This window comes from Ruegeria lacuscaerulensis, from assembly GCF_013034745.1.
Lineage (GTDB): Bacteria > Pseudomonadota > Alphaproteobacteria > Rhodobacterales > Rhodobacteraceae > Ruegeria > Ruegeria lacuscaerulensis_B.
The window spans coordinates 227,691-247,827 of sequence record NZ_WQGP01000001.1; the positions used below are offsets into that span (position 1 = coordinate 227,691).

Genomic DNA, 20,137 nt, shown 5'->3' on the forward strand with positions numbered 1-20,137 from the left:
GATGCGGCTGGCGACCTACAATATCGAATGGTTCGCCAATCTGTTTGACCGCAAGGACAGGCTGATTGTTGATGACAGTTGGTCTGGCAGGCAAAATATTACCAAAGCTCAACAGGTCGAAGCCATCGCTAAGGTCCTGACTGCGGTCGACGCGGATGCGATGTTGATTGTCGAGGCGCCAAATACCGGCAAAACTCAGAACAGCGTGCGCGCCCTGCAAGGGTTTGCAGAGGCGTTTAACCTACGCACCAGCCATGCGGTGATGGGATTTGCCAACGATACGCATCAGGAACTGGCGCTGCTCTATGATCCTGCGGTGCTGACGGTTCGTCATGACCCAAAAGGGACCGGATCAAATGATGCTCCTCGTTTTGATGGGGCGTTCCGAATTGATCTCGACATTGACGCCACCGAAGACCTTGTCGAGTTCTCAAAACCGCCGATGGAGCTTGCGGTGACGACGTCCGATGGAGCCAGCTTTCGCCTTATTGGCGCGCATCTCAAGTCCAAAGCCCCCCACGGAGCAAGTAGCCGGGACGAAGCGATCCGAATCTCGATTGCCAACCGGCGCAAACAGCTGGCGCAGGCAGTGTGGCTGTCGCGGCGCGTTCGGGCGCATCTTGAGGCGAATGAGCCGGTCATTCTGTTGGGCGATCTCAACGACGGGCCGGGACTGGACGAATTCGAAAACCTGTTCGGGCGATCCTCGGTCGAGATTCTGGTGCAAACGGGATTGTTCGATCCCCATGCGGTTTCGAGCCACACAGACACGCCACCGTCAACGGCCCGTTTCGCGCGTCCGGCCGATGGCGGCTATCTTGAGGCCCTGCTGGACTACATCATGATCTGCGATGATTTGCGGGCGCTCAACCCGCGCTGGCGGATTTGGCATCCGTTCCATGACCCGGCATGTTTGGCCGCAAAGGAGTTACACGACGCGCTTCTTACGGCCTCTGACCACTTTCCGGTCACGTTGGATATCGACCTGTGACCTTACATGCGCGGTATTTTCGCCTTATATTCTCACCATGAGACATTTCATCACGATCTGCGCAATTTCCACGGCGCTCAGCACGCCTGTTCTTGCCGAGGACGAGCCCGGCCCATCACTGATGGAGCAGGGCGCTGAATTGTTCTTTGAAGGATTGCGAAAGGAAATGGAACCGGCGTTGGATGAATTGCTAGGGCTGGCCGACCAGTTTGGGCCGGCAATGCAGTCCTTTATGGCCGAAATGGGTCCGGCTTTGGCCGATCTGGCTGCCGAGATCGAGGATTGGAGCGCCTATGAGGTGCCTGAAATCCTGCCCAATGGGGACATCATCATCCGCAAAAAACCGGAACCCCCGGAAGTTGCGCCGCAGACGCCACCCGAGGCACCCGAAGGTGAGATTGATATCTGAGGTTCAGCCTTTAAGCACGATCCGGGTTTCGGATTTCAACGCAGTTGCCAGAGAATTCAGCCGTGCCTCGGCCACTTCGCTGAACAAGGCGGCAGCGGTTTCGGGCAGGAACAACTCAAGCTGGCGTTTCTTGGGGTAAAAGCGCAGCTTGCCCATGGTGGCGTCGTTCTGCATCCACAACATTGCACCAAAGCGCATGGCCTTGCCCAGAATCTCGGCCTGTTTCTGGTCGTTTTCGTCCAGCAACTCGTATAGCGGCGCAAAGCGGGTGTCCTCGCGCTTGTTGCGATAGCGGTGCTGCAAAGCCAGCCCGATAAATACCCGTTCCGAGTGTTTCAGCCCGCCCAGATTGGCGCGGGTGACATAGTCGAAGCAGGTCTCTGCCCGGTAGTCGGGATGGGCGCGCCAGCTAACGTCATGCAGCAGACAGGCCGCCTTGATTAGCCGCACCCGCGCTGGCGGGGCAGATTTGAACAGGGGCATCACGAAGTCGAACAGGTGCTTGCCGAAACCGGGCAGGCGCGCATCCTTGGCCTCGGAAAACCGGCTGGCTTCGATCAGCGGATCACGGTCGCGCAGAATTTGAGGCATCTGTTCGTACAGTAGTCCCTCGCGGATACCGTAGCTTGAGATCGCAATATCCTTTGGCTTGAAGGTGCGCAGCAACCGCGCGAGCACGTCCATCGCGTAAGGGATCAGCGCCATGCGCGAGCTTGAGACGCCGGCGCGGTTGCGCAGTTTTTCGGGGTCGCTTTTTTCGATGAACTTGATCGTTTCATGTACCTGCTTGGTGGTCATGCGGTATTCATGCAAAACGTTCAGGGGATAGCCCCGACGCAACATGTCCAGACGTGCAAAGGCCCGCCAACTGCCGCCGACCAGAAACAAACGATCCCGCTGCGGACCAAGCCGGTCGCGCAGGTCCTCCATCGTTTCCTTGATATGCGCCTTGCGTGCCCGGCGACCACCTTTAATGTCGCGCAGTTTCAGCGGACCAAGGGCTGATGTCAGGCGGCGGCCTACGACTCCCTCCCCGATTTCGGCCAGTTCCATCGAGGAACCGCCGATGTCGCAGATCAACCCATAGGCACCGGGCCAGCCTAGCAGGACGCCTTGGGCAGACAGGCGCGCCTCTTCCCCGCCATCGATGACCGAGACGGTCAGGCCGGTCTCGGCATGGACGTCCTTGCAGAAGGCCGGGCCATCTTCGGCCTCGCGCACGGCGGCGGTGGCGACTACGTGCAGGCCGGGCAGGCCCAGATCATCTGCCAGTTGGCCAAAGCGGCGCAGGGCCGCCAGGGCGCGTTCGCGGCCACGGGGATTGAGCCGCCCGGTCTCGGACAGACCTGCGCCCAGCTCACACATGACTTTTTCGTTGTAGAAATAGGCGGGCGAGCGCGCCGCGCCGTCAAAGATCACCATCCGGACCGAGTTCGACCCGACATCAACAACGCCGACGCGCGACAGAGCGCGGGCCTCGGGGTTGTCGAACAGCGGCTTTCCGAAAGGCCCCCAGTCGGGGATGTCGGTTTCGACGGTCTGATCCATGTCTCTTCCAGATATTCCGTGCGCAGAATGCGAAATCGTTCGTTGCGGGTCAATCGCCGGATGCGACTTCAGCGGGGTCCGAATTGAGAACCCGCACAGCCAGCGCGCGGGTAATGTCGCGTTTCTCGGTCAGGGCCAGCATATCAAGCTGGGCGACCACGTCGGCAGCTGTTTCAAACCGACGGTCCATATGTTTGACGAGGTACGAGATCACCTCGGGGCCGGGGTTCAACTGCCGGTCCACGAATAGTTTGGCCAGTACCGCGCCCAGTAAGGCATCATCGGGCGGATCCAGCGAAACGTGATGCGCGCCTTCGATCCTGCTTTGCAGATCGGGCAGGGGCAGTTCCCAGAATTTCGGAGCCAGACGCCCGGTCATAAGCAGGGCATTACCCTCGGCCAAAGTCAGGTTGTGCAGGTGAAACAGCGTTTTTTGCCGTTCGGCATCGTCGGCGATCATCGGCACATCTTCGATGGCAATCGGAGTTTGGGCCAGTGCGGGAACATCTTCGTGGCGCAGATCGGTGGCATGCAGAATACGCCCGCCGGTTTCCGCCGCCCAAACATGGGCCAGATGCGTCTTGCCTGAACCGGCGGGGCCGCTCAGGACCAGCTTGTTACCCGGCCAGGACGTTGCCGAGATCATGGCGACCGCCAGCGCGTTTGCGGGCGAGACGAAAAAATCCTCGCGCCCCAGCGCAGTTTTGGCTGGAAGATCGAAGTTCAGTTGGCGAGCCATTCAGTCGTCTTTCTGGTTCAAGCCTTCCAGGCCGGTATACAGTCGGCTGTCCAGATAGACCGAGGTGCAGAACCGTGCAAGAACCCCCAGCGCCGCTGCGACCGGAACTGCCACCAGCATTCCGACAAAGCCAAACAGCGCTCCAAACACTGACAGGGCCAACAACAGCCAGACCGGATGCAGCCCGACCGAGCTGCCGACCAGCTTTGGAGTCAGGAAATTGCCCTCGGTCACCTGACCGACCGCAAAAATACCCGCGACAAGCGCGATATGCGCCCAATCGCCCCAGAACTGGAACAGCGCCAGACCGATGGCCAGCGATCCTCCGATCAGGGCGCCCAGATAGGGGATGAACGTAACCAGCCCGGCGATGAACCCAACGATTAGTCCGAACTGCAGACCGACAGCCATCAGCGCGACCGCGTAGTAGGTGCCCAATATCAGGCAGACCGTGCCCATGCCGCGCACAAATGAGGCCAGAACATCGTCGATTTCACCCGCCAGCCGTTTGATGGTCGGGGCGTGGTCACGGGGCAGCAGCTCTCCGATCCGGGCGATCATGCGATCCCAGTCCAGCAGAAGGTAGACGGCCACAACGGGCACGATCACCAGCAGGACAACGACGTTGATCGCCGACCCGAGCGAGGCGGCGACGGATTGAAGAACATCCCCGGTTTTGGATTGCAACGTTTCACCCAGCGACACCAGGAACTGATGCGAACTGGATTGGGTATCAAGGAGGGAAGGGAATTTTTGTTCGACAAAGCCGCGCAGCTGTTTGACGAGGCTTGGCATGAACTCGATCAGATCAATCAGCTGCGTCACTAGCGCAGGAACCACCATCAGGATCAGCAGGACAAAACCCAAAATGCCAACCACGGTGATAAGCCCGGTGGCGGCCATCCGGGATAGGCCAAAGTTTTCAAGACGGTCGGCGACCGGATCAAGGAAATAGGCAATGGCCCCGCCGATCACAAATGGAAGCAAGACATCGCCAAGGGCCCATAACATCAGCACAAATACGGCTGCGGCGATGCCCCAATACCTAAGCTGATCCTTCACCGGCAAAGCCATGGCTGTCCCCTTTTTGCGGCGCTTGCCATCGTTCTTGGCGTATGCAGCACGGTGATGCAAGTGCTTCATGCAAGGGATATTTTCAGCCTGTCAGTCTTGCAACGTTCCCAGTTCCGGCGTCGCCTCATCCGCAATTTCATCGGGCCAGTTGGTTCGCCATATTTCGACCGACCAGTGACCGCAGTGAACAGCCGGGCGGTCAAAACCGGGTTGCGGCTCCAACAAGGGCGAGACAACAACGTTATGGCGTGGCACCGCGAAATAGGGAAACGAGTACCGTTCTTGTCCAGATCGGTTCACGACCCGGTGTGGCGTGGATTTCAAGCGCCCACCGGACCATAGTTCCAGCATGTCACCGATATTCACGACAAACCCGCCCGGCGGGCAGTCCGGCGTGATCCAGCCACCTTCGCGGTTCTGAACCTCTAGCCCTCCAACTGGGTCTGGGGCGATGATGGTCAGCGCGTCGGTGTCCTTGTGCGGGTGGATGCCATAGCCGCCTTCATCCGGAGCCTGCGGCGGGTAATGCAGCAGAGTCATGTTGGTCATTGGATCGACAAAGGCATCGCGAAGAGCGCGCGCAGGCAGGGACAGGCCGACCTCTAGCGCGCCCAGCAGATGATCGGCTACCGCATCCAGTTTCGACCAATAGCCAAGTATCGTGTCGCGCGCGCTATCCACGCCCTTTGGCCAGAGGTTAGGGCCATAAAGTGCGCAGTCCTGCCGGATCGGTGCATCGGGGGCCACGTCATAGTGTAGCTTGTAGCCTTCGTATTTGTCGGCATTGCCTGATCCGTCATTGGGGGTGAAGAATCCCATGGGGATGTATCCACGATAATTCTCGCGCGTGATGGCCTGATCCCATTTGGTGCTTTCCTCGACCGCAAAGATATCGCGCACGCAGGCGCGCACGGCGTCTACCGTATCGGGGGAAATGCCGGTGCCGGTGATCGACAGAAAGCCGATCCCAGTGCAGGCGTCCATGATTTGCTGAACGGTTCGGGCATAGTCCGGGTGCGCAGGGTCACGCAGAGGCGAAATGTCGATGGTCGGGATATGCTGCATCAGTGAATCCGCACGCCCTGACGGTCGAGTTCTTTGTGGACGGGGGCGAGGTTCATCGTGTCGACCTCCTGATTGCTTTTTAACGATAGCGCAGCGGCGATGCCCGCGCCCTGTCCCATCACAGCACAGCACGCCATGTTGCGCGTGGCCGCATGGGCCACCTTGTCTGCGCCATGGGAACGACCCGCGACCAGCAAGCCCTTGATCCCTTTGGGCAACATCGAACGATAGGGCACCTGCATGTAACGCCCGGTAGTCGGCAGGATCAGGATGCCATAGCCGTCGATGAACTCGGGGTAGATGCCGATCGTATCCTCGAACCGGCCCTGATGTCGGGCGTCATCCTCGGTCATGTTGTAAATCGCGTCGATCTTGCGGGTGTCGCGGATGCCAATGGTCATGCCGAAATTCCGCAGCCGCGCGTTTTCGCACCCGGGCATGAAGCGCCGCAGTGCCTCGATGGCCAGCATCGATTGACGACGGCCCTCGATCTCGCCCCGTGTCAGGCTGTCGGGATCTGTTCCGTCGATTTCGGCCAGATGGATGAGGTTCATATAAGTCAGCTCACCAGTGTCATGCATCGCGCCCCATGTGCCCGCGATGGTGTTCAGATGCGGCGGGATCATCCCCGCATCAATCGCCTGCTGGAAGGGTTTGTGAACGAAGGGCGAGAACATGTCGTCCTCTTTGCCTGAGGTCTCGATGTTCCACTCACCGCCGCCGCCCCAGTCCTTGTAAGTCTGCGGATCGGCCTTGACGCCTTCCATAAAGGCGCGCTTGTCGACACCGGCCAGATGGAACATGACCGAGGCCGCCATCATATCCTCGCGCGCGGTTTTGTGGGTGGGGGCACCGGCGCGGTGGGCGACATCGGCGTCGCCGGTGGCGTCGATCACTACGCGGGCCAGAATCGCCTCGCGACCCGCTTTGGATTCGGTGATGATGCCGGTGATCCGGTTGCCGTCCATGATCGGGGCCACGAACTGACGGTGCAGCATGGGATGCACGCCGGCCTCTTCGACCAGCTTGTCGGCCACCAGCTTGAACCCTTCGCTGTCCAACTCATAGCTGAGCGATTGGCTTTCTGGCACCGCCGCGCCCATCTCTTTGGCGCGGGTCTCGAACTCCATCCCGATGCCGCCTGCCTCGACCGTTTGTTCATGGCGATACCAGGCGAACCCTTCGACCCCCACGGCGGTGATGTTGCCACCCATACAGCCGAAGCGATCGACCAGTGACACCTCGGCCCCGGCGCGCGCGGCGGCCAAAGCGGCGGCCAGCCCGGCGGGGCCAGAGCCCACGACCAGAACATCTGTATGGTGAACAACAGGAATTTGACGGGCGGGTTCCGAGATTGTCTGCATCCGGGCCTCATGTTTTTACATTCCTGTCACATTTGAGATTCCTGACTGGCGGGTCAATAAAAAATGCGACGGGCCCGGGGTCGCAAAAACGCCATTGCGTGATTGCCCCCGGCGAGGCTTTGGCATAATCACCTTGCAGCGAAATTTTAACCTTCGAAGGTCCTCCCATGCGCCTGAGCCGTTACTTTCTGCCCGTTCTCAAGGAAAACCCCTCCGAGGCTCAGATCGTCAGCCACCGGCTGATGCTGCGCGCGGGCATGATCAAGCAGGCATCCGCCGGGATTTACTCGTGGCTACCGATGGGCTTCAAAGTGCTGCGCAAGCTGGAAAACATCATCCACGAGGAGCAGGCGCGCGCTGGCCACATAGCGATCCAGATGCCGATCATCCAATCGGCGGACCTGTGGCGCGAATCCGGGCGTTACGACGACTATGGTCAGGAAATGCTGCGGATGAAGGACCGGCATGACCGGGATATGTTGTTCACGCCGACTGCCGAGGAACTGGTGACCGATATCTTCCGTGGCCACGTCAACAGCTACAAAGACCTGCCGCTGACCCTGTACCAGATCCAGTGGAAGTTCCGCGACGAAATCCGCCCGCGTTTCGGCGTGATGCGGGGGCGCGAGTTCTATATGAAGGACGGCTACAACTTCGACCTGACCAAAGAGGATGCGCTGCACGCTTATAACCGCCATCTGGTCAGCTATCTGCGCACCTATGAACGTATGGGCCTGCAAGCCATCCCGATGCGCGCCGATTCTGGCCCCATCGGTGGGGATGACACGCATGAATTCCTTGTGCTGGCCGATACGGGTGAATCCGAGGTCTTCTATGACAGCGCCGTCACCGACCTGAGCTTCGGCGACCGTCAGATCGACTATGACGACCGCGCGCAATGTCAGGCGATCCTCGAGGAGTTTACTTCGAGATATGCCCGCACCGATGAAACTCATGACGAGGTGCTGTTCAATCAAGTGCCCGAGGATCGTCGCCGCGTGGCGCGCGGGATCGAAGTGGGGCAGATCTTCTATTTCGGTACCAAATATTCCGAGGCGATGGGCGCAACTGTCCAAGGCCCCGATGGCAAACCGACGCCCGTGCATATGGGCAGCCACGGCATCGGCGTCAGCCGCTTGATCGGCGCTATCATCGAGGCCAGCCATGACGACAAAGGCATCATCTGGCCTGAAGGTGTTACACCCTTCCACTGCGGCATCGTGAACCTGAAGCAGGGCGATGAAGAGGCAGATGCGGCCTGTGACAAGCTCTACGGTGCGCTGACCGCGCTGGGGCTGGAGCCGCTCTATGATGACCGCAACGAACGGGCCGGGGGCAAGTTCGCCACCATGGACCTGATCGGTCTGCCATGGCGCATCACCGTTGGCCCGCGCGGGTTGAAAAACGGTGTGGTTGAACTGACCTGCCGCCGCTCGGGCGAGAGCGAGGAACTCAGCCCCGAGGCCGCCGTCACCAAGATCGCCGAGATCTATGAGCAAATCGGCTGACACCGACGCGCCGCTGATCTCGGTCATCACGGCGACGCATAACCTGCTGTCCCAAGGGCGGCAGGATAGCTTTCGCGAAGTGATCACCTGTATGGCTCGCCAGAAATGTGGGCGGGCCGAACATGTCATTCAGGACGGGGCCTCGACCGACGGCACAGTTGCCTTTCTGCAGGATGTCACTGCAGACGCGCAGCGAACCCGCATGATCAGCGAACCGGACCGCAACCTCTATGACGCGATGAACAAGGGGGCAGGGGCCGCGCGCGGCCAGTATTTGCTGTTCCTGAACTCGGATGACTCGCTCGCTTCGGATGACATCCTGAACACAGTCGCTGACCGTTTGACCGCGACCCGGCCCGACTTCCTGTACGGGTCTACCCTACGTCGGTTCGAGGATGGGACAGAAAGCCGCGAAAAGCGCATGTCGCTGACTGCGATCCTGCAACGGATGCCGTTCTGCCATAACTCAGTCCTGATCCGGCGCGACGTGTTTGCGGCGCTGGGCGGCCATGATCCGCAATTTCGCGTGGCGGCTGATTATGACCTGATGCTGCGTATGATCACGGCCGGGTATCAGGGCGAACGGATGGATGAGCCGATCTCTATGTTCTGGGGGCGCGGGGCCAGCAGTGATACGGATGTGACGGCCCGTGACTATGCGCGGGTTTGGATGAAGTATTACGACGGGCGTAAAGCCGCGCGTGACTTGACTGAGGAAGATTTCTGCCGGTTCTACCATCGCGGCCACATGCCCGCGAAACTGGTCCTTGGGCGGTTGATCGAACCAGGAACATGCGCCGGTATCAAAGCGGCGGCGCGCCACAGCCTGTGGAAGACCACGCGGCGTTCAGTCCAGTTCTGGCGCAGCTTCTAAGCGCCGTTCACCGAAGGTCGGGCGGCTAGCAGGTCTCCGGTTTCACTGTCGCGGGCAACAACGATGGGGCGTCCCATCCGTTGCACCAGATCGCGAAACTCCAACCCCAGAAACCGCAGCCCGCAAATCCGTTTTGCCGTGGCGATCTCGGTGACACACAGCCGACCCTGTCGGAAGGCCAGTTGATACCCCTTGTCTTTCAGAATATCGGTGAGGCTGTTCCAACTTGCAGCACTTGCAAATAAAGGTCGGATCGCGGCCCTCAGCAATGCGGCCGTTTCACAATCCAGTTCTGTTGATGCCTGCCGGGCTGAAATGACGCCCGCTTCTTCTTTGTTTAGTCGAATACTCATGAGCGACCCCCGCTCCTACAAATGTATTCCCCCACAGTCAGGGTGACAAAGTTTCGCAAAATAATCAAAAATCGAAATTTTGTTCCGCGCGATATGTTGCATTTTGAGTTCAGTCGATCACGCAAGCCTAGCATTGACTACATAGCTGAAACAGTTGCGCGATGTCTGTGAACGGCGTTACAACCCTTGGTGTGTCTGACGGATGTCCACTTACGCTCTGATTGATCGAGCCCTTCAGCAGGCAGAGCTGATTCGGGCGTTGGGTTGGTTGGAACCAAACGGGATTGCTGATAGAGGGGCGAAAACCTTGAAAGGGTCCACCTGGTGCTGAGTTTCGCAACGGTCGTATATTCCAAGGACTTCCCTCTGCTGGAACTTCAGGCGCGATCCTTCGCCCGGTTTGTTGATCCGGCGCAGATCGGGTCGATCCATGTGATCATGAACGACGTTGATGAAGATACGTTGCGGCAGCAGATCGAGCCGATCCTGCCTGCCTACGGAGCGCTGCAAGACAAGGTACGCGTCCTCAGTGGAGACGATGTTCTACTGGGGGAGGGTCATTGTGCGCGACGCCCGGTGCTTGATCGTGTGCTGATCGAGAACCGCTTTCGCATTCCGCTGATCCGCAAGGGCGGTTGGCGTGGCAACAATGGCTACCGCAATCAACAGGTTCTGAAACTGGGCGCGGCGCGGGTCGCGGCGTCCGAGAATATGGTAATTCTGGACACCAAGAACCTGTTTCTGCGCCAGTTTGATGAGGCAGAGTTCTTTGCGCCCGGCGGCGCGGCGCGCATCCCGTTCATAGACATTGAAAGCGATTTTCACCGGAACTGGCTGCTGCAAAGTCTGGATGCCCTTGATGCGTCTCGGCCTGATCCTGGGAAGACTAAGACGACGACCTTTGCCACGCCGTACCCGGTGCGCCGGTCACTTGCCCTGTCTCTGCTGGATGAAATCAACGCGCGCTACGGCTCGGTTCAGGCCTTGTTCGCGTCGCACAGGCGGCCGTCAGAGTTCATGCTGATGAACGCGTTTTGCCTGAAATCCCCCGACGGATACCCGCCCTGGTTCGAAGAGGCCGAGTCCACAGCCATCGGGCTCTGGCCCACCTATTCGACCGAGGTGTTAACGCAGTTGCTGGGACTGCTAGATGACCCGCGCACATTGACGCTTGGGTTGCACAACCGTGCCATCGCGAACCTGCCCCAGGATTTACGCGACCGTGTCTTTCACGAGCTTGAGGCGCGCGGCATTTGCGAACGGAACCGGGCCGAGGCCGTATTGCAGCAAACCGCCGCCCTGTCGGGATAACGCACGGCTTGACCATTCGGCCAAATGCCGAAAGGGTCACGTCCAACAAAAACACCGGAGCAGGTATGGCCAAGACACCCCCGCCTTTTGCACCTTTTGAATGGAAAATCGCCTGGCGATACCTACGCGCGCGCCGCGCCGAGGGGGGCGTCAGCGTAATGACCTGGATCTCGCTGATCGGGATCACGCTGGCGGTTTTCGCGCTGATTGCGACTTTGGCGGTGCGTTCTGGGTTTCGGGCCGAGTTCGTGGGCACCATTCTGGGGGCCAACGCGCATGTGACGGTTTATTCGGCAGGCAATTTCGATGAACAAGGACGGATCGACCGGACAATCGTAAACTACGATCAGGTGGCGGACCGGATCGGGCAGGTGCCCGGCGTGCAACGTGCCGCTCCTCTGGTGAAGGGACAAGTGCTGATCACCAATCACCAGCGCAGCAGCGGGGTTGAGGTGTTTGGCATCCAGCCGGACGACCTACTGGACCTGCCGGGCATCGCTGAAAGCGATCAGGCGGTGGGGGATCTGTCGGAATTCCAGAACGAGGAATTCGTCATCGCCATCGGCTCAGGCGTGGCGCGCAGTATCGGCGCAACAGTAGGGGACACAGTCAAGCTGACCTCGCCCAATGGGGTAAAAACGGCCTTTGGCACTTCGCCCCGCGTCAGCGCCTATCGGGTGGTTTATGTGTTTTCAGCCGGGCGCTATGACATCGACCGCACCCGTGTCTACATGCCGTTCGAACAGGCGCAGACCTTCTTTAACCGGGAAGGTGTGGCCGATGAGATCGAGGTTATGGTGGATGAACCTGAAAATCTCACACCCATTCTGATCCCCATCCTGGAAGCAGCAGGCGAACGCAGTCAGATCTGGACATGGCAGGACGCCTCGGGTGGGTTCCTGCGCGCGCTTGAGGTCGAGGACAATGTGATGTTCATCATCTTGTCGATCCTTGTACTGATTGCGGCGATGAACATCGTCTCGGGTCTGATCATGCTGGTCAAGAACAAGGGGCGAGATATCGGCATCCTACGCACCATTGGCCTCAGCGAAGGCTCGGTCTTGCGCGTATTCTTCATTTGCGGGTCATTTACAGGCATTATCGGCACCACGATGGGTGTGGTGCTGGGTTGCCTGTTTGCGATCTATATCGACCCGATCTTCAGCTTTGTGAATTTTGTCATGGGCGGCGGGGTCTGGGATCCGTCGATCCGGGGCATCTATGCGTTGCCTGCTGAATTGCACCTGTCCGATGTGCTCAAGGCGGTCGGGCTGTCGCTGGGCCTGTCCTTCTTTGTCACCTATTTCCCGGCCCGTCGCGCGGCGCGGCTGAACCCGGTTGAGGCGCTGCGCTATGAGTGATGTGACATTGCGGCTGAACGGCCTGACCAAAACCTATCTGCAAGGCACACCGGGCGAGGTGCAGGTGCTGCGCGGCGTCGATCTGGACCTACGCGCGGGCGAGGCGGTGGCACTGGTGGCGCCCTCTGGGGCGGGCAAGTCGACGCTGCTGCATATTGCGGGTCTGCTGGACACGCCCGACAGCGGCACCGTTGAGATCGCGGGGCAGAGCATCGCAGGCAAAGGCGACCGCACCCGCACGGCGCTGAGGCGGCAGGATGTGGGCTTTGTCTATCAGTTCCACCATCTGCTGCCCGAGTTCACAGCGCTGGAGAACATCACCCTGCCGCAACTGGCCAATGGTGTCTCCGAGAAAGCTGCACAGGACAGGGCGATGGCGCTGCTGGACCGTGTGGGCGTTGCGGCGCGCGCCGATCACCGCCCGGCGGCCCTTTCTGGCGGCGAGCAACAGCGGGTCGCCTTTTGCCGCGCGCTGGCCAACGCGCCGCGCGTATTGTTGGCGGATGAACCGACGGGCAATCTGGACCCCGAGACCTCGGATCAGGTGTTCGAAGCGCTGATGGCATTGGTGCGGGACGAGGGGCTCTCGGCCCTGATCGCCACGCACAATATGGATCTGGCCGCGCGGATGGATCGCAAGCTGCGGTTGGATGGGGGCATTCTCAAGCCAGTTGCGTGATCGCCACCCCGGCGGCCATCACAGCGATGCCGCCTGCGCGGATCCATGTCAGCGGCGTGACCTGGGCGCCGAACAGGCCGAAATGGTCAATGGCGGCGGCGCTGATCAACTGCCCGATCAGCACGAAGAACACTGCGTTGCCCACGCCAAAATGCGGGGCGACATGGGTGATCGACAGGACGTAGAAGGCGATTAGCACACCGGCCAGTAGCAGGTGTTTCGGGGCTTCGGCGATTTTGGACACGGCCCCAAAGCCGGGATAAACCACCATGACCGCTGCTGAGGCCGCAAAGGCGATGGCAAATAGAACCACCGCCGCAGTGGTGGGTGAGCCGATCATCTTGCCCAAAGCCGCGTTTAGCGCGGCTAGAATGGGCACTCCGACCCCGGCGGCCAACATGATGACTGCATATTGTGTCATGGCCCGTATCCTTTGGTTGCGTTGATCTGGATCATTGCGCCAAGCCGCGCCTCGGGCAAGCCTGCAAATGTCAATCGGGACAGGAGGATGCGATGATCAGAGCGATAGTTGGGGGTGTTTTCGTTGCGGCCGGGATGATGGCGTCGCAGGCCGGTGCGCAGGATGTCGAAGAGGGCGCAAAGCTCTACCAGCATTATTGCGCAACATGTCACGGGATCGATGCCACCGGGCATGGTCCGATGGCCGGAGTTTTGGTTATTCAACCCGTAGACCTGACAACCCTTGCCAACGATGATGGCACATTCCCGGTTGCTCGTGTCGTGTCAAGGATCGACGGGCGCGACCCGCTGGTCAGCCATGGCAGCCCGATGCCGGTCTATGGGCCGTATTTCGACGGGCAGGACACCTCGATGAAAACGCCACAGGGGCAGCCGATCCTGACAAGCCAACCGATCGTGGATCTTGTGGCCTATCTTGAGACATTGCAGGGCAACTGAGCCTAGCGGCATATTCCCTCGATTTTGGCCTCGGACCACAGGATGACAACCGCCCGCTCGGCCCACTCACTGGGCAGAGGGGCCAGATCGAAATGCGCGCCCAGCATTTCATGCAGTCGCTCGGTGCGGGGCGCAGTTGGGTCCAGGGCGCGGCAGCAGACATATTCCTCGACAATGGCACCTTGCTGTTCGAACCCGTAGGACAGGAAATCGGACGAGGTCGCCAGATCGAATAGGTAGGGGTCTTTGTTGCCGCCATGTTCTGCCGCTGCACGCAGGGGATGATAGCCCGTGGTCTTGCGGTTCTGCCACTGCCAGACATGGGTCAATTCATGCGCCAGAAGCATGGCAGCGATCAGGTTCATCTCTTCGGGGAAATCGGACATGTAGTCCTCAAGATACCAATCCTGTGTGAAATAAACCTTGTTGAACAGGGCTACGGCGGCCGGTTTTGCCGTCACCACGCCTTCTTCCTGCGGGGGCAGGATACGCTCGCGACATGCCAATCGCGGACGTTCCTTGCGGTAAAAGGTGATCGGGGCAACCGGTGCCCCTTTGACCAGACGGACTGTGCCCACATCCAGCGTATCGCCCTGAATGGCGCTGGCGAATGCGACCTCCTGATCGGTCAAAGGACGACCGCATGAGGTCAAAAATAATGCAGACGTCATCAAAATAAGGCGCAACATGTTCGCAGCTTAGTCCTTAGCTTCTGCTCTGTAATCTGTTTTCAAACGCTCATTGCCAAAACGCGGCTGATTTCGGTCAGCGACCGGCCTGATTGATCCATCCATGTGTTAAAAGCCTCTTGCACTGCTGCCATCGCTTTCTTCGAGGTGGGTGATTTGTCGATCACCCCTTCGGCAATCAGGCGCGCAGTGACGTCCTGCGACAGGATGAAACTGTCCCGCCCGGCAAATCGCATCGCATATTGTGCCGAGGCCCCGCCCAACCGCGATCCCCGTTTGGCCAACATCGCAAGCAACCCAACATAATCCGTCGAGGGCCACCCCCCAAGCACATGCCCGGCTCCGCCTTCCTGCCGAAGTTCCAGCAGAAACGCCGCGTTGTCCCGGACGGTTGCGATTTTGGTGCCGTTTCGGACGATTCGGGTGTCGGTCAGCAGGGCGTCGAATTTCTCGTCATCCATGAAGGCGCATCTGCCCACGTCGAACCCGTCAAAGGCGGTCTCGAACCCGTCCCATTTGTTTTCAATGACTTTCCAGTTAAACCCGGCTTGAAAGATACACTTGGTGATCACCGCAAGCCAGCGGTCTTCGGGCATCGCTTCCAGTTCCTCCAACGGCTTGGGCTTGGTGAGTTTTCCGCCCAGGGCGTGCGCGCCGCCATGACGGTCTGCGGCGATTTGAAAGAGTTCGTCGAAATGGCGCATCAGGGTCCTCCGACTCAAAGGTCGCGCTTTGATGGATGGGTTTCAAGCCCTCACAAACGCTGTGTGAATACGGGCAAAGGCAAAAAAGTTGCGTTTGGGCAAAAGAAATACTCGACAAAGTGTTTGGATTGGGTTTGTGATTGACTGATCAATCAATATCCCGCTCGAAAAAGTGTGATAGACAGGAAGGGCGAGGGTATCCTGCACGTATCAGCAGGGGGGACAGGCAGATGGACCTTACGCGTGATTTCCGCGCCGGGCCCAACTGTTCGCTTCCCTTTTCCGGCTGATTTTGTGCATGTTGCGGCATGGCAATGTCGTGAATCAAACGCTCTGGCCCGTTTTCATGTGCGGCCGGACGAACACAAAGAAGACAGGGAGAATGTCGATGAAGAAACTGAGTGTAAGCCTTTTGGCCATGACCGTCGCCGGATCGGCCTATGCCGCCGATATGGGCGCCGTGGATGAGCCGATCAAACTGGCCATCAACGAATGGACCGGTCAGCACGTGACGACGCATGTGGCCGGCGAGATGCTGAAAGCTGCAGGCTATAACGTTGAATACGTTACCGCAGGCATGATGAACCAGTTCCAGGCGCTGGCCGATGGCGATATCGACGCAACGCTAGAGATCTGGTCTTCGAACGTATCGGATGAATACGCCAAGAAAGTCTCCGAAGGCGCCGTGGTTGAGATCGGTGATCTGGGTCTGGATGCCAAGGAAGGCATCGCATACCCTGCTCACGTGGCAGATTTGTGCCCCGGTTTGCCTGCATGGGAAGCTCTGAAAGACTGCGCGCAGGTCTTTGCGACGGCAGAAACACTGCCTGGTGGCCGTCTGGTAGACTATCCGGCTGATTGGGGTACGCCGGGTGCGGACCGCATGACCGGTTTGGAACTGCCGTTCAAAGCTGTTCCTGCCGGGTCGGAAGGCGCTTTGATTGCCGAACTGCGTGCCTCGACCGAGCGGAAATCACCATTGCTGATCACCTTCTGGCAACCGCATTGGGCGATGTCCGCCTATGACGTGCAATTCGTTGAACTGCCTGCCGGTGAAGAAGCCTGTTTCAACGATCCCGCATGGGGTCCGAACCCCAACGCGGTGAATGATTGTGACTTCTCGCCCTCGCGCATCTTCAAGGCCAGCTGGAGCGGCATGGAAGACAAGTGGCCCGCAGCTTATGAAATTCTGACCAACTATCAGTTGGCAGTCGAAGATCAGCAGCCGATGATGGGCGCGATTGACGTCGACGGCGGTAAGGTCGAGGAAGTCGTCGCCGCATGGATGGCAGAAAACGAAGGCAAGTGGCGTCCGGTTGTTGACGCGGCAACTCAGTGAGTCTGCCTAAGTGACTGACGCGCAAACACCAGCCATTGCCTGCCAGAATCTCTGGCAGGTCTTTGGCCCCGGTGCAGACAAGGCCCTGACCGACGCGCTGTCTCGGTCAGGGAATGACGCCGACAAAGCCGCCACAGACTTGCGCGAACGCGGGTTCATTCCCGCCGTGCAGGATGCCAATTTCGAGGTCAAAGAGGGCGAGCTTTTCGTTATCATGGGCCTGTCGGGTTCGGGTAAATCGACGCTGATCCGCTGTATCTCGCAATTGCTGCCCGGCACGGGTGGAGAAATCCGCGTGGATGGCGAGAACGTTATTGGAGCCTCGAAAAAGGTACTGACGGACCTGCGCCGCAAAAAGCTGGGCATGGTGTTCCAGCATTTCGGCCTGTTCCCCCATATGACCGTCGCCGAAAACGTGGCCTATCCGCTGCGTGTTCAAGGCGTTGGTAAAAAGGAACGTCTGGCCCGCGCGCAAGAGGTGATCTCATTGGTCGGCCTTGAGGGGCGCGAAGACAGCTTCCCACGGCAGCTATCGGGCGGTCAGAGGCAACGTGTGGGCATCGCCCGCAGTCTTGCCGTGAACCCCGACATTTGGTTTTTGGATGAGCCGTTCTCGGCCCTCGATCCCCTGATCCGTCGTCAGTTGCAGGACGAATTCCTGCGCATACAGGCGACGTTGAAGAAATCCATCGTCTTTATCACTCACGATATCCAAGAGGCGCTGAAGCTGGCCGACCGCATCGCGATCATGCGCGATGGCAAGATCGTGCAGATCGGCACGCCCACCGATATCGTGCTGCGCCCGGTCGATGACTACGTGCGCGAATTCTCGAAAGACGTCGCCAAGGGCCAGCACGCCAAGGTCGCCTCAGTCATGCGCGATGAGTCCGAACGTGGCCCGGACGATCCCGGTCTGACAACCAGTATGACATTGGACGCCGCGCTGGCGCATTGTATGGAGCTGTATGAACCCGTGCCCGTGCGGGATGACGCGGGCAATATCGTCGGTACGGTTCACCCGTCCGATCTGGCTGCAGCGCTGCAGGTGGATGAGACATGACGGTGATCACGGACATCCCTGCGCAGGCACGCCTGACGATTGGGGCCAAAGCGGCACTGATCACCGTTATCGTCGGAGCGCAGTGTTTGGCGCTTGAGGGCATTGCCCCGTGGTTGGTCAAATGGCCCGCCGCTTGGGAGTTGCCGGCGACGCAGTGGGTCGGAGCCTTCCTGGACTGGTTCCTGAACGGCATCAAACCGGCGATGCGGTTGTTTTCCGACCTGATGACCTATCCGATGGACGCGGCTAATTTCGTACTTGCGAACACACCATGGCCGATCCTGATCGGGTTTGTCACCGCGCTGGGCTGGTATCTGGGCGGGCTGCCAATGGCGGCGCTGGGGTTCTTTGGCCTCAGCTTCGTGCTGGCCTCGGGCTATTGGGCTGAAAGTATGAACACTCTGGCGCTGGTGGCCGTTTCGGTTCCCGTGGCGCTGGTTGTGGGTGGAGGGATCGGCATTCTGGCCAATGAGATACCCCGCGTGAAAAACTTTGTTCAGGCTGTGCTGGACGTCATGCAGACCGTGCCGACCTTCGCCTATCTGACACCTTTGCTTCTGCTCTTTGGCTTCGGCCCGGTTGTGGGTCTGATCGCCTCGGCCATCTACGCGGCACCGCCCATGGCACGCAATGTGATGCTGGGGCTCGAGCGGGTCGAACCCGAAATCAAAGAGGCCGCCATCATGTCCGGTGGCACGCGGTCCCAGCAACTGTTTCAGGTGGAGATCCCAGCGGCCGCAACCCAGATCATGGTTGGCGTGAACCAATGCCTGATGGCGGCTTTGTCGATGGTAATCATCGCGGCCGTGATCGGAGGGTTCAACGATATCGGCTGGGAGGTTCTGCTGACCATGCGCAAGGCGCAGTTTGGTGAATCCCTGATGGCCGGTCTCGTGATCGTGGTGTTTGCCGTCGTCATTGACCGGATGAGCGGAACGCTAGCTACCGAACGCAAACGCTATGATCAGCGAGTCGTCTGGGCGGTTCTGAGCTTCACCGTGCTGTTCACTGCGGCCTTCTGGCTGCGGCTGCCGAACCCGTCCGAGCTGACCCTTCTGGATCCGATGGCCGAGGCGATTGACAGCGGCTTGACCGCCTTCACTCAGGCCAACGGTCCGTGGTTAGATGCGCTCAAGAACAACTCGCTGTTCTACGTGCTGCTGCCACTGCGGATTGGTCTCGACCAAGCGGTGCTGCCGTTCACGTGGGGCTTTCAGTGGACGTCCGGGATGAGCTTCGGTCTCTTTGCCGTGGCCGCTGTGATCGCGGCACTGATGGCATGGCGCGGGCATTTGACCGGAGGGCTGGTTGTGCTGATCCTGATCGGCATGTTGGAAACTGGCATTGCGAATCTTCCATGGCCCTTTGTCCTGACGGGGGCTGCTGCCCTCAGCTATGTCGCGGGCGGTTGGCGACTGGCGGCGCTGTCAGTAGGGCTGCTTTGCACCATCCTTGTCTCGGGCCTGTGGGAGCGCGCCTTGCTGTCGCTTTACCTCAGCGGTGCGGCGGTGTTTTCCTGTGCCGTGGTCGGCGGGCTGATTGGTCTGGCCAGCGCGGTTTGGGAACCCGTTTGGAAATTCGTACGTCCGATCTGTGACATGCTGCAGACGATCCCGCTGTTCGTGTTCCTGATCCCGGTGCTGATGGTGTTTCAGATCGGTGAGTTCTCTGCCTTTCTGGCGATCTGCGCTTATGCGATCGTGCCGATGATCCGCTACACGCGGCACGGCTTGGTCAACACCCCAGCCGAGATGATGGAGGCCGCCATTTCCAGCGGCGCGACCGAGTGGCAGATCATGCGCGATGTCCGCGCGCCCTATGCCGCGCCGACCATCCTGCTGGGGCTGAACCAGACCATCCTGTATGCCTTTGCGATGCTGGTGATCGCGGCGCTGATCGGCACCACCGGTCTTGGCCAATCTATCTATCTGGCACTGGGTCAAGCAGATGTGGGGCTTGGCATCTCGGCAGGCGCGGCCATGGCCATACTTGCGCTGATTGCAGACCGTATGGTGCAGGGCTTTGCCGAGGAACGCCGCAAGGCGCTGGGCCTGTAACAAAGGGCAGGCGGCGGCGCGACCGCCCCGCCCGCCACTTGATTTCGGACAAAGACGGCCCCATCCAACGGGGCTAAACCGAACGCAACAGGTT

Annotated in this window: 20 protein-coding genes; 11 read left to right on the forward strand and 9 right to left on the reverse strand. The window is 59.6% G+C overall.

All coding sequences use genetic code 11. The annotated features are described in order from the left end of the window. Position 1 precedes the first annotated feature (1 nt). Both GOV79_RS01125 and GOV79_RS01130 read left to right on the forward strand, forming a co-directional pair. Positions 2-991, forward strand: coding sequence for an endonuclease/exonuclease/phosphatase family protein (locus tag GOV79_RS01125; protein WP_170788279.1), 990 nt, complete (start codon positions 2-4; stop codon positions 989-991). Positions 992-1,028: 37 nt separating this feature from the next. After that, positions 1,029-1,400, forward strand: coding sequence for a hypothetical protein (locus GOV79_RS01130; RefSeq protein WP_170788281.1), 372 nt, complete (start codon positions 1,029-1,031; stop codon positions 1,398-1,400). Between the two features lie 3 nt (positions 1,401-1,403). Here GOV79_RS01130 and GOV79_RS01135 read toward each other — a convergent pair whose 3' ends face one another. The 5 genes from GOV79_RS01135 to GOV79_RS01155 form a co-directional block, all read right to left on the reverse strand. Continuing rightward, positions 1,404-2,948 carry a Ppx/GppA family phosphatase gene (locus GOV79_RS01135; protein ID WP_170788282.1) on the reverse strand — a complete coding sequence of 515 codons (1,545 nt, stop codon included), beginning with the start codon at positions 2,946-2,948 and terminating at the stop codon, positions 1,404-1,406. 49 nt (positions 2,949-2,997) lie between these two features. Beyond that, positions 2,998-3,687 (reverse strand): P-loop NTPase family protein, encoded by a 690-nt coding sequence (locus GOV79_RS01140; RefSeq protein ID WP_170784037.1) that lies wholly within the window; start codon positions 3,685-3,687, stop codon positions 2,998-3,000. After that, entirely contained in the window at positions 3,688-4,761 is a 1,074-nt protein-coding gene (locus tag GOV79_RS01145) for an AI-2E family transporter (RefSeq protein ID WP_170788284.1), read from the reverse strand. A gap of 90 nt (positions 4,762-4,851) precedes the next feature. Next, on the reverse strand, positions 4,852-5,826 hold the full coding sequence (locus GOV79_RS01150) for an isopenicillin N synthase family dioxygenase (protein ID WP_170788285.1): 975 nt from the start codon (positions 5,824-5,826) through the stop codon (positions 4,852-4,854). Beyond that, on the reverse strand, positions 5,826-7,190 hold the full coding sequence (locus GOV79_RS01155; protein ID WP_170788287.1) for an FAD-dependent oxidoreductase: 1,365 nt from the start codon (positions 7,188-7,190) through the stop codon (positions 5,826-5,828). The genes GOV79_RS01150 and GOV79_RS01155 overlap by 1 nt, the downstream gene beginning before the upstream one ends. A 167-nt stretch (positions 7,191-7,357) precedes the next feature. On the opposite strand from GOV79_RS01155, the gene proS reads away from it, so the two are divergent. Together proS and GOV79_RS01165 are read left to right on the forward strand one after the other, a co-directional pair. After that, entirely contained in the window at positions 7,358-8,698 is a 1,341-nt protein-coding gene (gene proS / locus GOV79_RS01160; RefSeq protein WP_170788288.1) for a proline--tRNA ligase, read from the forward strand. After that, the gene (locus tag GOV79_RS01165) at positions 8,682-9,572 is read left to right on the forward strand and encodes a glycosyltransferase family 2 protein (protein WP_170788290.1); all 891 of its coding nucleotides are present in this window, start codon (positions 8,682-8,684) and stop codon (positions 9,570-9,572) included. Before proS ends, GOV79_RS01165 begins: the two co-directional genes overlap by 17 nt. Here GOV79_RS01165 and GOV79_RS01170 read toward each other — a convergent pair. Next, entirely contained in the window at positions 9,569-9,925 is a 357-nt protein-coding gene (locus GOV79_RS01170; protein WP_170769168.1) for a hypothetical protein, read from the reverse strand. The genes GOV79_RS01165 and GOV79_RS01170 overlap by 4 nt on opposite strands. A gap of 324 nt (positions 9,926-10,249) precedes the next feature. Here GOV79_RS01170 and GOV79_RS01175 point away from each other — a divergent pair, with 324 nt between their 5' ends. The 3 genes from GOV79_RS01175 to GOV79_RS01185 all read left to right on the forward strand — a co-directional run bounded on the left by GOV79_RS01175 (position 10,250) and on the right by GOV79_RS01185 (position 13,276). Continuing rightward, the gene (locus GOV79_RS01175; protein WP_170788291.1) at positions 10,250-11,236 is read left to right on the forward strand and encodes a DUF6492 family protein; all 987 of its coding nucleotides are present in this window, start codon (positions 10,250-10,252) and stop codon (positions 11,234-11,236) included. A 65-nt stretch (positions 11,237-11,301) separates the two neighbouring features. After that, positions 11,302-12,597 carry a lipoprotein-releasing ABC transporter permease subunit gene (locus GOV79_RS01180; RefSeq protein WP_170788293.1) on the forward strand — a complete coding sequence of 432 codons (1,296 nt, stop codon included), beginning with the start codon at positions 11,302-11,304 and terminating at the stop codon, positions 12,595-12,597. Next, the gene (locus GOV79_RS01185) at positions 12,590-13,276 is read left to right on the forward strand and encodes an ABC transporter ATP-binding protein (protein ID WP_170788295.1); all 687 of its coding nucleotides are present in this window, start codon (positions 12,590-12,592) and stop codon (positions 13,274-13,276) included. Before GOV79_RS01180 ends, GOV79_RS01185 begins: the two co-directional genes overlap by 8 nt. Here GOV79_RS01185 and GOV79_RS01190 read toward each other — a convergent pair. After that, complete coding sequence (locus GOV79_RS01190) at positions 13,260-13,697, reverse strand: DMT family transporter (protein WP_170788296.1); 438 nt, start codon at positions 13,695-13,697, stop codon at positions 13,260-13,262. The genes GOV79_RS01185 and GOV79_RS01190 overlap by 17 nt on opposite strands. A 92-nt stretch (positions 13,698-13,789) precedes the next feature. Here GOV79_RS01190 and GOV79_RS01195 point away from each other — a divergent pair, with 92 nt between their 5' ends. Then, on the forward strand, positions 13,790-14,194 hold the full coding sequence (locus GOV79_RS01195) for a c-type cytochrome (RefSeq protein WP_170788298.1): 405 nt from the start codon (positions 13,790-13,792) through the stop codon (positions 14,192-14,194). 2 nt (positions 14,195-14,196) lie between these two features. Here the strand turns inward: GOV79_RS01195 and GOV79_RS01200 are convergent, their stop codons facing one another. Both GOV79_RS01200 and GOV79_RS01205 read right to left on the reverse strand, forming a co-directional pair. Further along, on the reverse strand, positions 14,197-14,883 hold the full coding sequence (locus tag GOV79_RS01200) for a hypothetical protein (RefSeq protein ID WP_170788300.1): 687 nt from the start codon (positions 14,881-14,883) through the stop codon (positions 14,197-14,199). Between the two features lie 41 nt (positions 14,884-14,924). Further along, on the reverse strand, positions 14,925-15,587 hold the full coding sequence (locus GOV79_RS01205; RefSeq protein ID WP_170788302.1) for a DNA-3-methyladenine glycosylase I: 663 nt from the start codon (positions 15,585-15,587) through the stop codon (positions 14,925-14,927). A 388-nt stretch (positions 15,588-15,975) separates the two neighbouring features. Between GOV79_RS01205 and GOV79_RS01210 the strand changes: the two genes are divergently transcribed. The 3 genes from GOV79_RS01210 to GOV79_RS01220 are packed head-to-tail and all read left to right on the forward strand — an operon-like array spanning position 15,976 to position 20,043. Further along, the gene (locus tag GOV79_RS01210; RefSeq protein ID WP_170788304.1) at positions 15,976-16,926 is read left to right on the forward strand and encodes an ABC transporter substrate-binding protein; all 951 of its coding nucleotides are present in this window, start codon (positions 15,976-15,978) and stop codon (positions 16,924-16,926) included. Between the two features lie 10 nt (positions 16,927-16,936). After that, positions 16,937-17,986, forward strand: a complete 1,050-nt coding sequence (locus GOV79_RS01215) for a quaternary amine ABC transporter ATP-binding protein (RefSeq protein ID WP_170788305.1) — start codon at positions 16,937-16,939, stop codon at positions 17,984-17,986. After that, positions 17,983-20,043 carry an ABC transporter permease gene (locus GOV79_RS01220; protein ID WP_170788306.1) on the forward strand — a complete coding sequence of 687 codons (2,061 nt, stop codon included), beginning with the start codon at positions 17,983-17,985 and terminating at the stop codon, positions 20,041-20,043. The genes GOV79_RS01215 and GOV79_RS01220 overlap by 4 nt, the downstream gene beginning before the upstream one ends. Positions 20,044-20,137: the final 94 nt, after the last annotated feature.

Excerpts from the sequence above, each read along its gene's own strand:
- GOV79_RS01125 (WP_170788279.1), top strand. The coding sequence starts at position 2 with ATGCGGCTGGCGACCTACAATATCGAATGGTTCGCCAATCTGTTTGAC.
- GOV79_RS01130 (WP_170788281.1), top strand. The coding sequence starts at position 1,029 with ATGAGACATTTCATCACGATCTGCGCAATTTCCACGGCGCTCAGCACG.
- GOV79_RS01135 (WP_170788282.1), bottom strand. The coding sequence starts at position 2,948 with ATGGATCAGACCGTCGAAACCGACATCCCCGACTGGGGGCCTTTCGGA.
- GOV79_RS01140 (WP_170784037.1), bottom strand. The coding sequence starts at position 3,687 with ATGGCTCGCCAACTGAACTTCGATCTTCCAGCCAAAACTGCGCTGGGG.
- GOV79_RS01145 (WP_170788284.1), bottom strand. The coding sequence starts at position 4,761 with ATGGCTTTGCCGGTGAAGGATCAGCTTAGGTATTGGGGCATCGCCGCA.
- GOV79_RS01150 (WP_170788285.1), bottom strand. The coding sequence starts at position 5,826 with ATGCAGCATATCCCGACCATCGACATTTCGCCTCTGCGTGACCCTGCG.
- GOV79_RS01155 (WP_170788287.1), bottom strand. The coding sequence starts at position 7,190 with ATGCAGACAATCTCGGAACCCGCCCGTCAAATTCCTGTTGTTCACCAT.
- proS (WP_170788288.1), top strand. The coding sequence starts at position 7,358 with ATGCGCCTGAGCCGTTACTTTCTGCCCGTTCTCAAGGAAAACCCCTCC.
- GOV79_RS01165 (WP_170788290.1), top strand. The coding sequence starts at position 8,682 with ATGAGCAAATCGGCTGACACCGACGCGCCGCTGATCTCGGTCATCACG.
- GOV79_RS01170 (WP_170769168.1), bottom strand. The coding sequence starts at position 9,925 with ATGAGTATTCGACTAAACAAAGAAGAAGCGGGCGTCATTTCAGCCCGG.
- GOV79_RS01180 (WP_170788293.1), top strand. The coding sequence starts at position 11,302 with ATGGCCAAGACACCCCCGCCTTTTGCACCTTTTGAATGGAAAATCGCC.
- GOV79_RS01185 (WP_170788295.1), top strand. The coding sequence starts at position 12,590 with ATGAGTGATGTGACATTGCGGCTGAACGGCCTGACCAAAACCTATCTG.
- GOV79_RS01190 (WP_170788296.1), bottom strand. The coding sequence starts at position 13,697 with ATGACACAATATGCAGTCATCATGTTGGCCGCCGGGGTCGGAGTGCCC.
- GOV79_RS01195 (WP_170788298.1), top strand. The coding sequence starts at position 13,790 with ATGATCAGAGCGATAGTTGGGGGTGTTTTCGTTGCGGCCGGGATGATG.
- GOV79_RS01200 (WP_170788300.1), bottom strand. The coding sequence starts at position 14,883 with ATGTTGCGCCTTATTTTGATGACGTCTGCATTATTTTTGACCTCATGC.
- GOV79_RS01205 (WP_170788302.1), bottom strand. The coding sequence starts at position 15,587 with ATGCGCCATTTCGACGAACTCTTTCAAATCGCCGCAGACCGTCATGGC.
- GOV79_RS01210 (WP_170788304.1), top strand. The coding sequence starts at position 15,976 with ATGAAGAAACTGAGTGTAAGCCTTTTGGCCATGACCGTCGCCGGATCG.
- GOV79_RS01220 (WP_170788306.1), top strand. The coding sequence starts at position 17,983 with ATGACGGTGATCACGGACATCCCTGCGCAGGCACGCCTGACGATTGGG.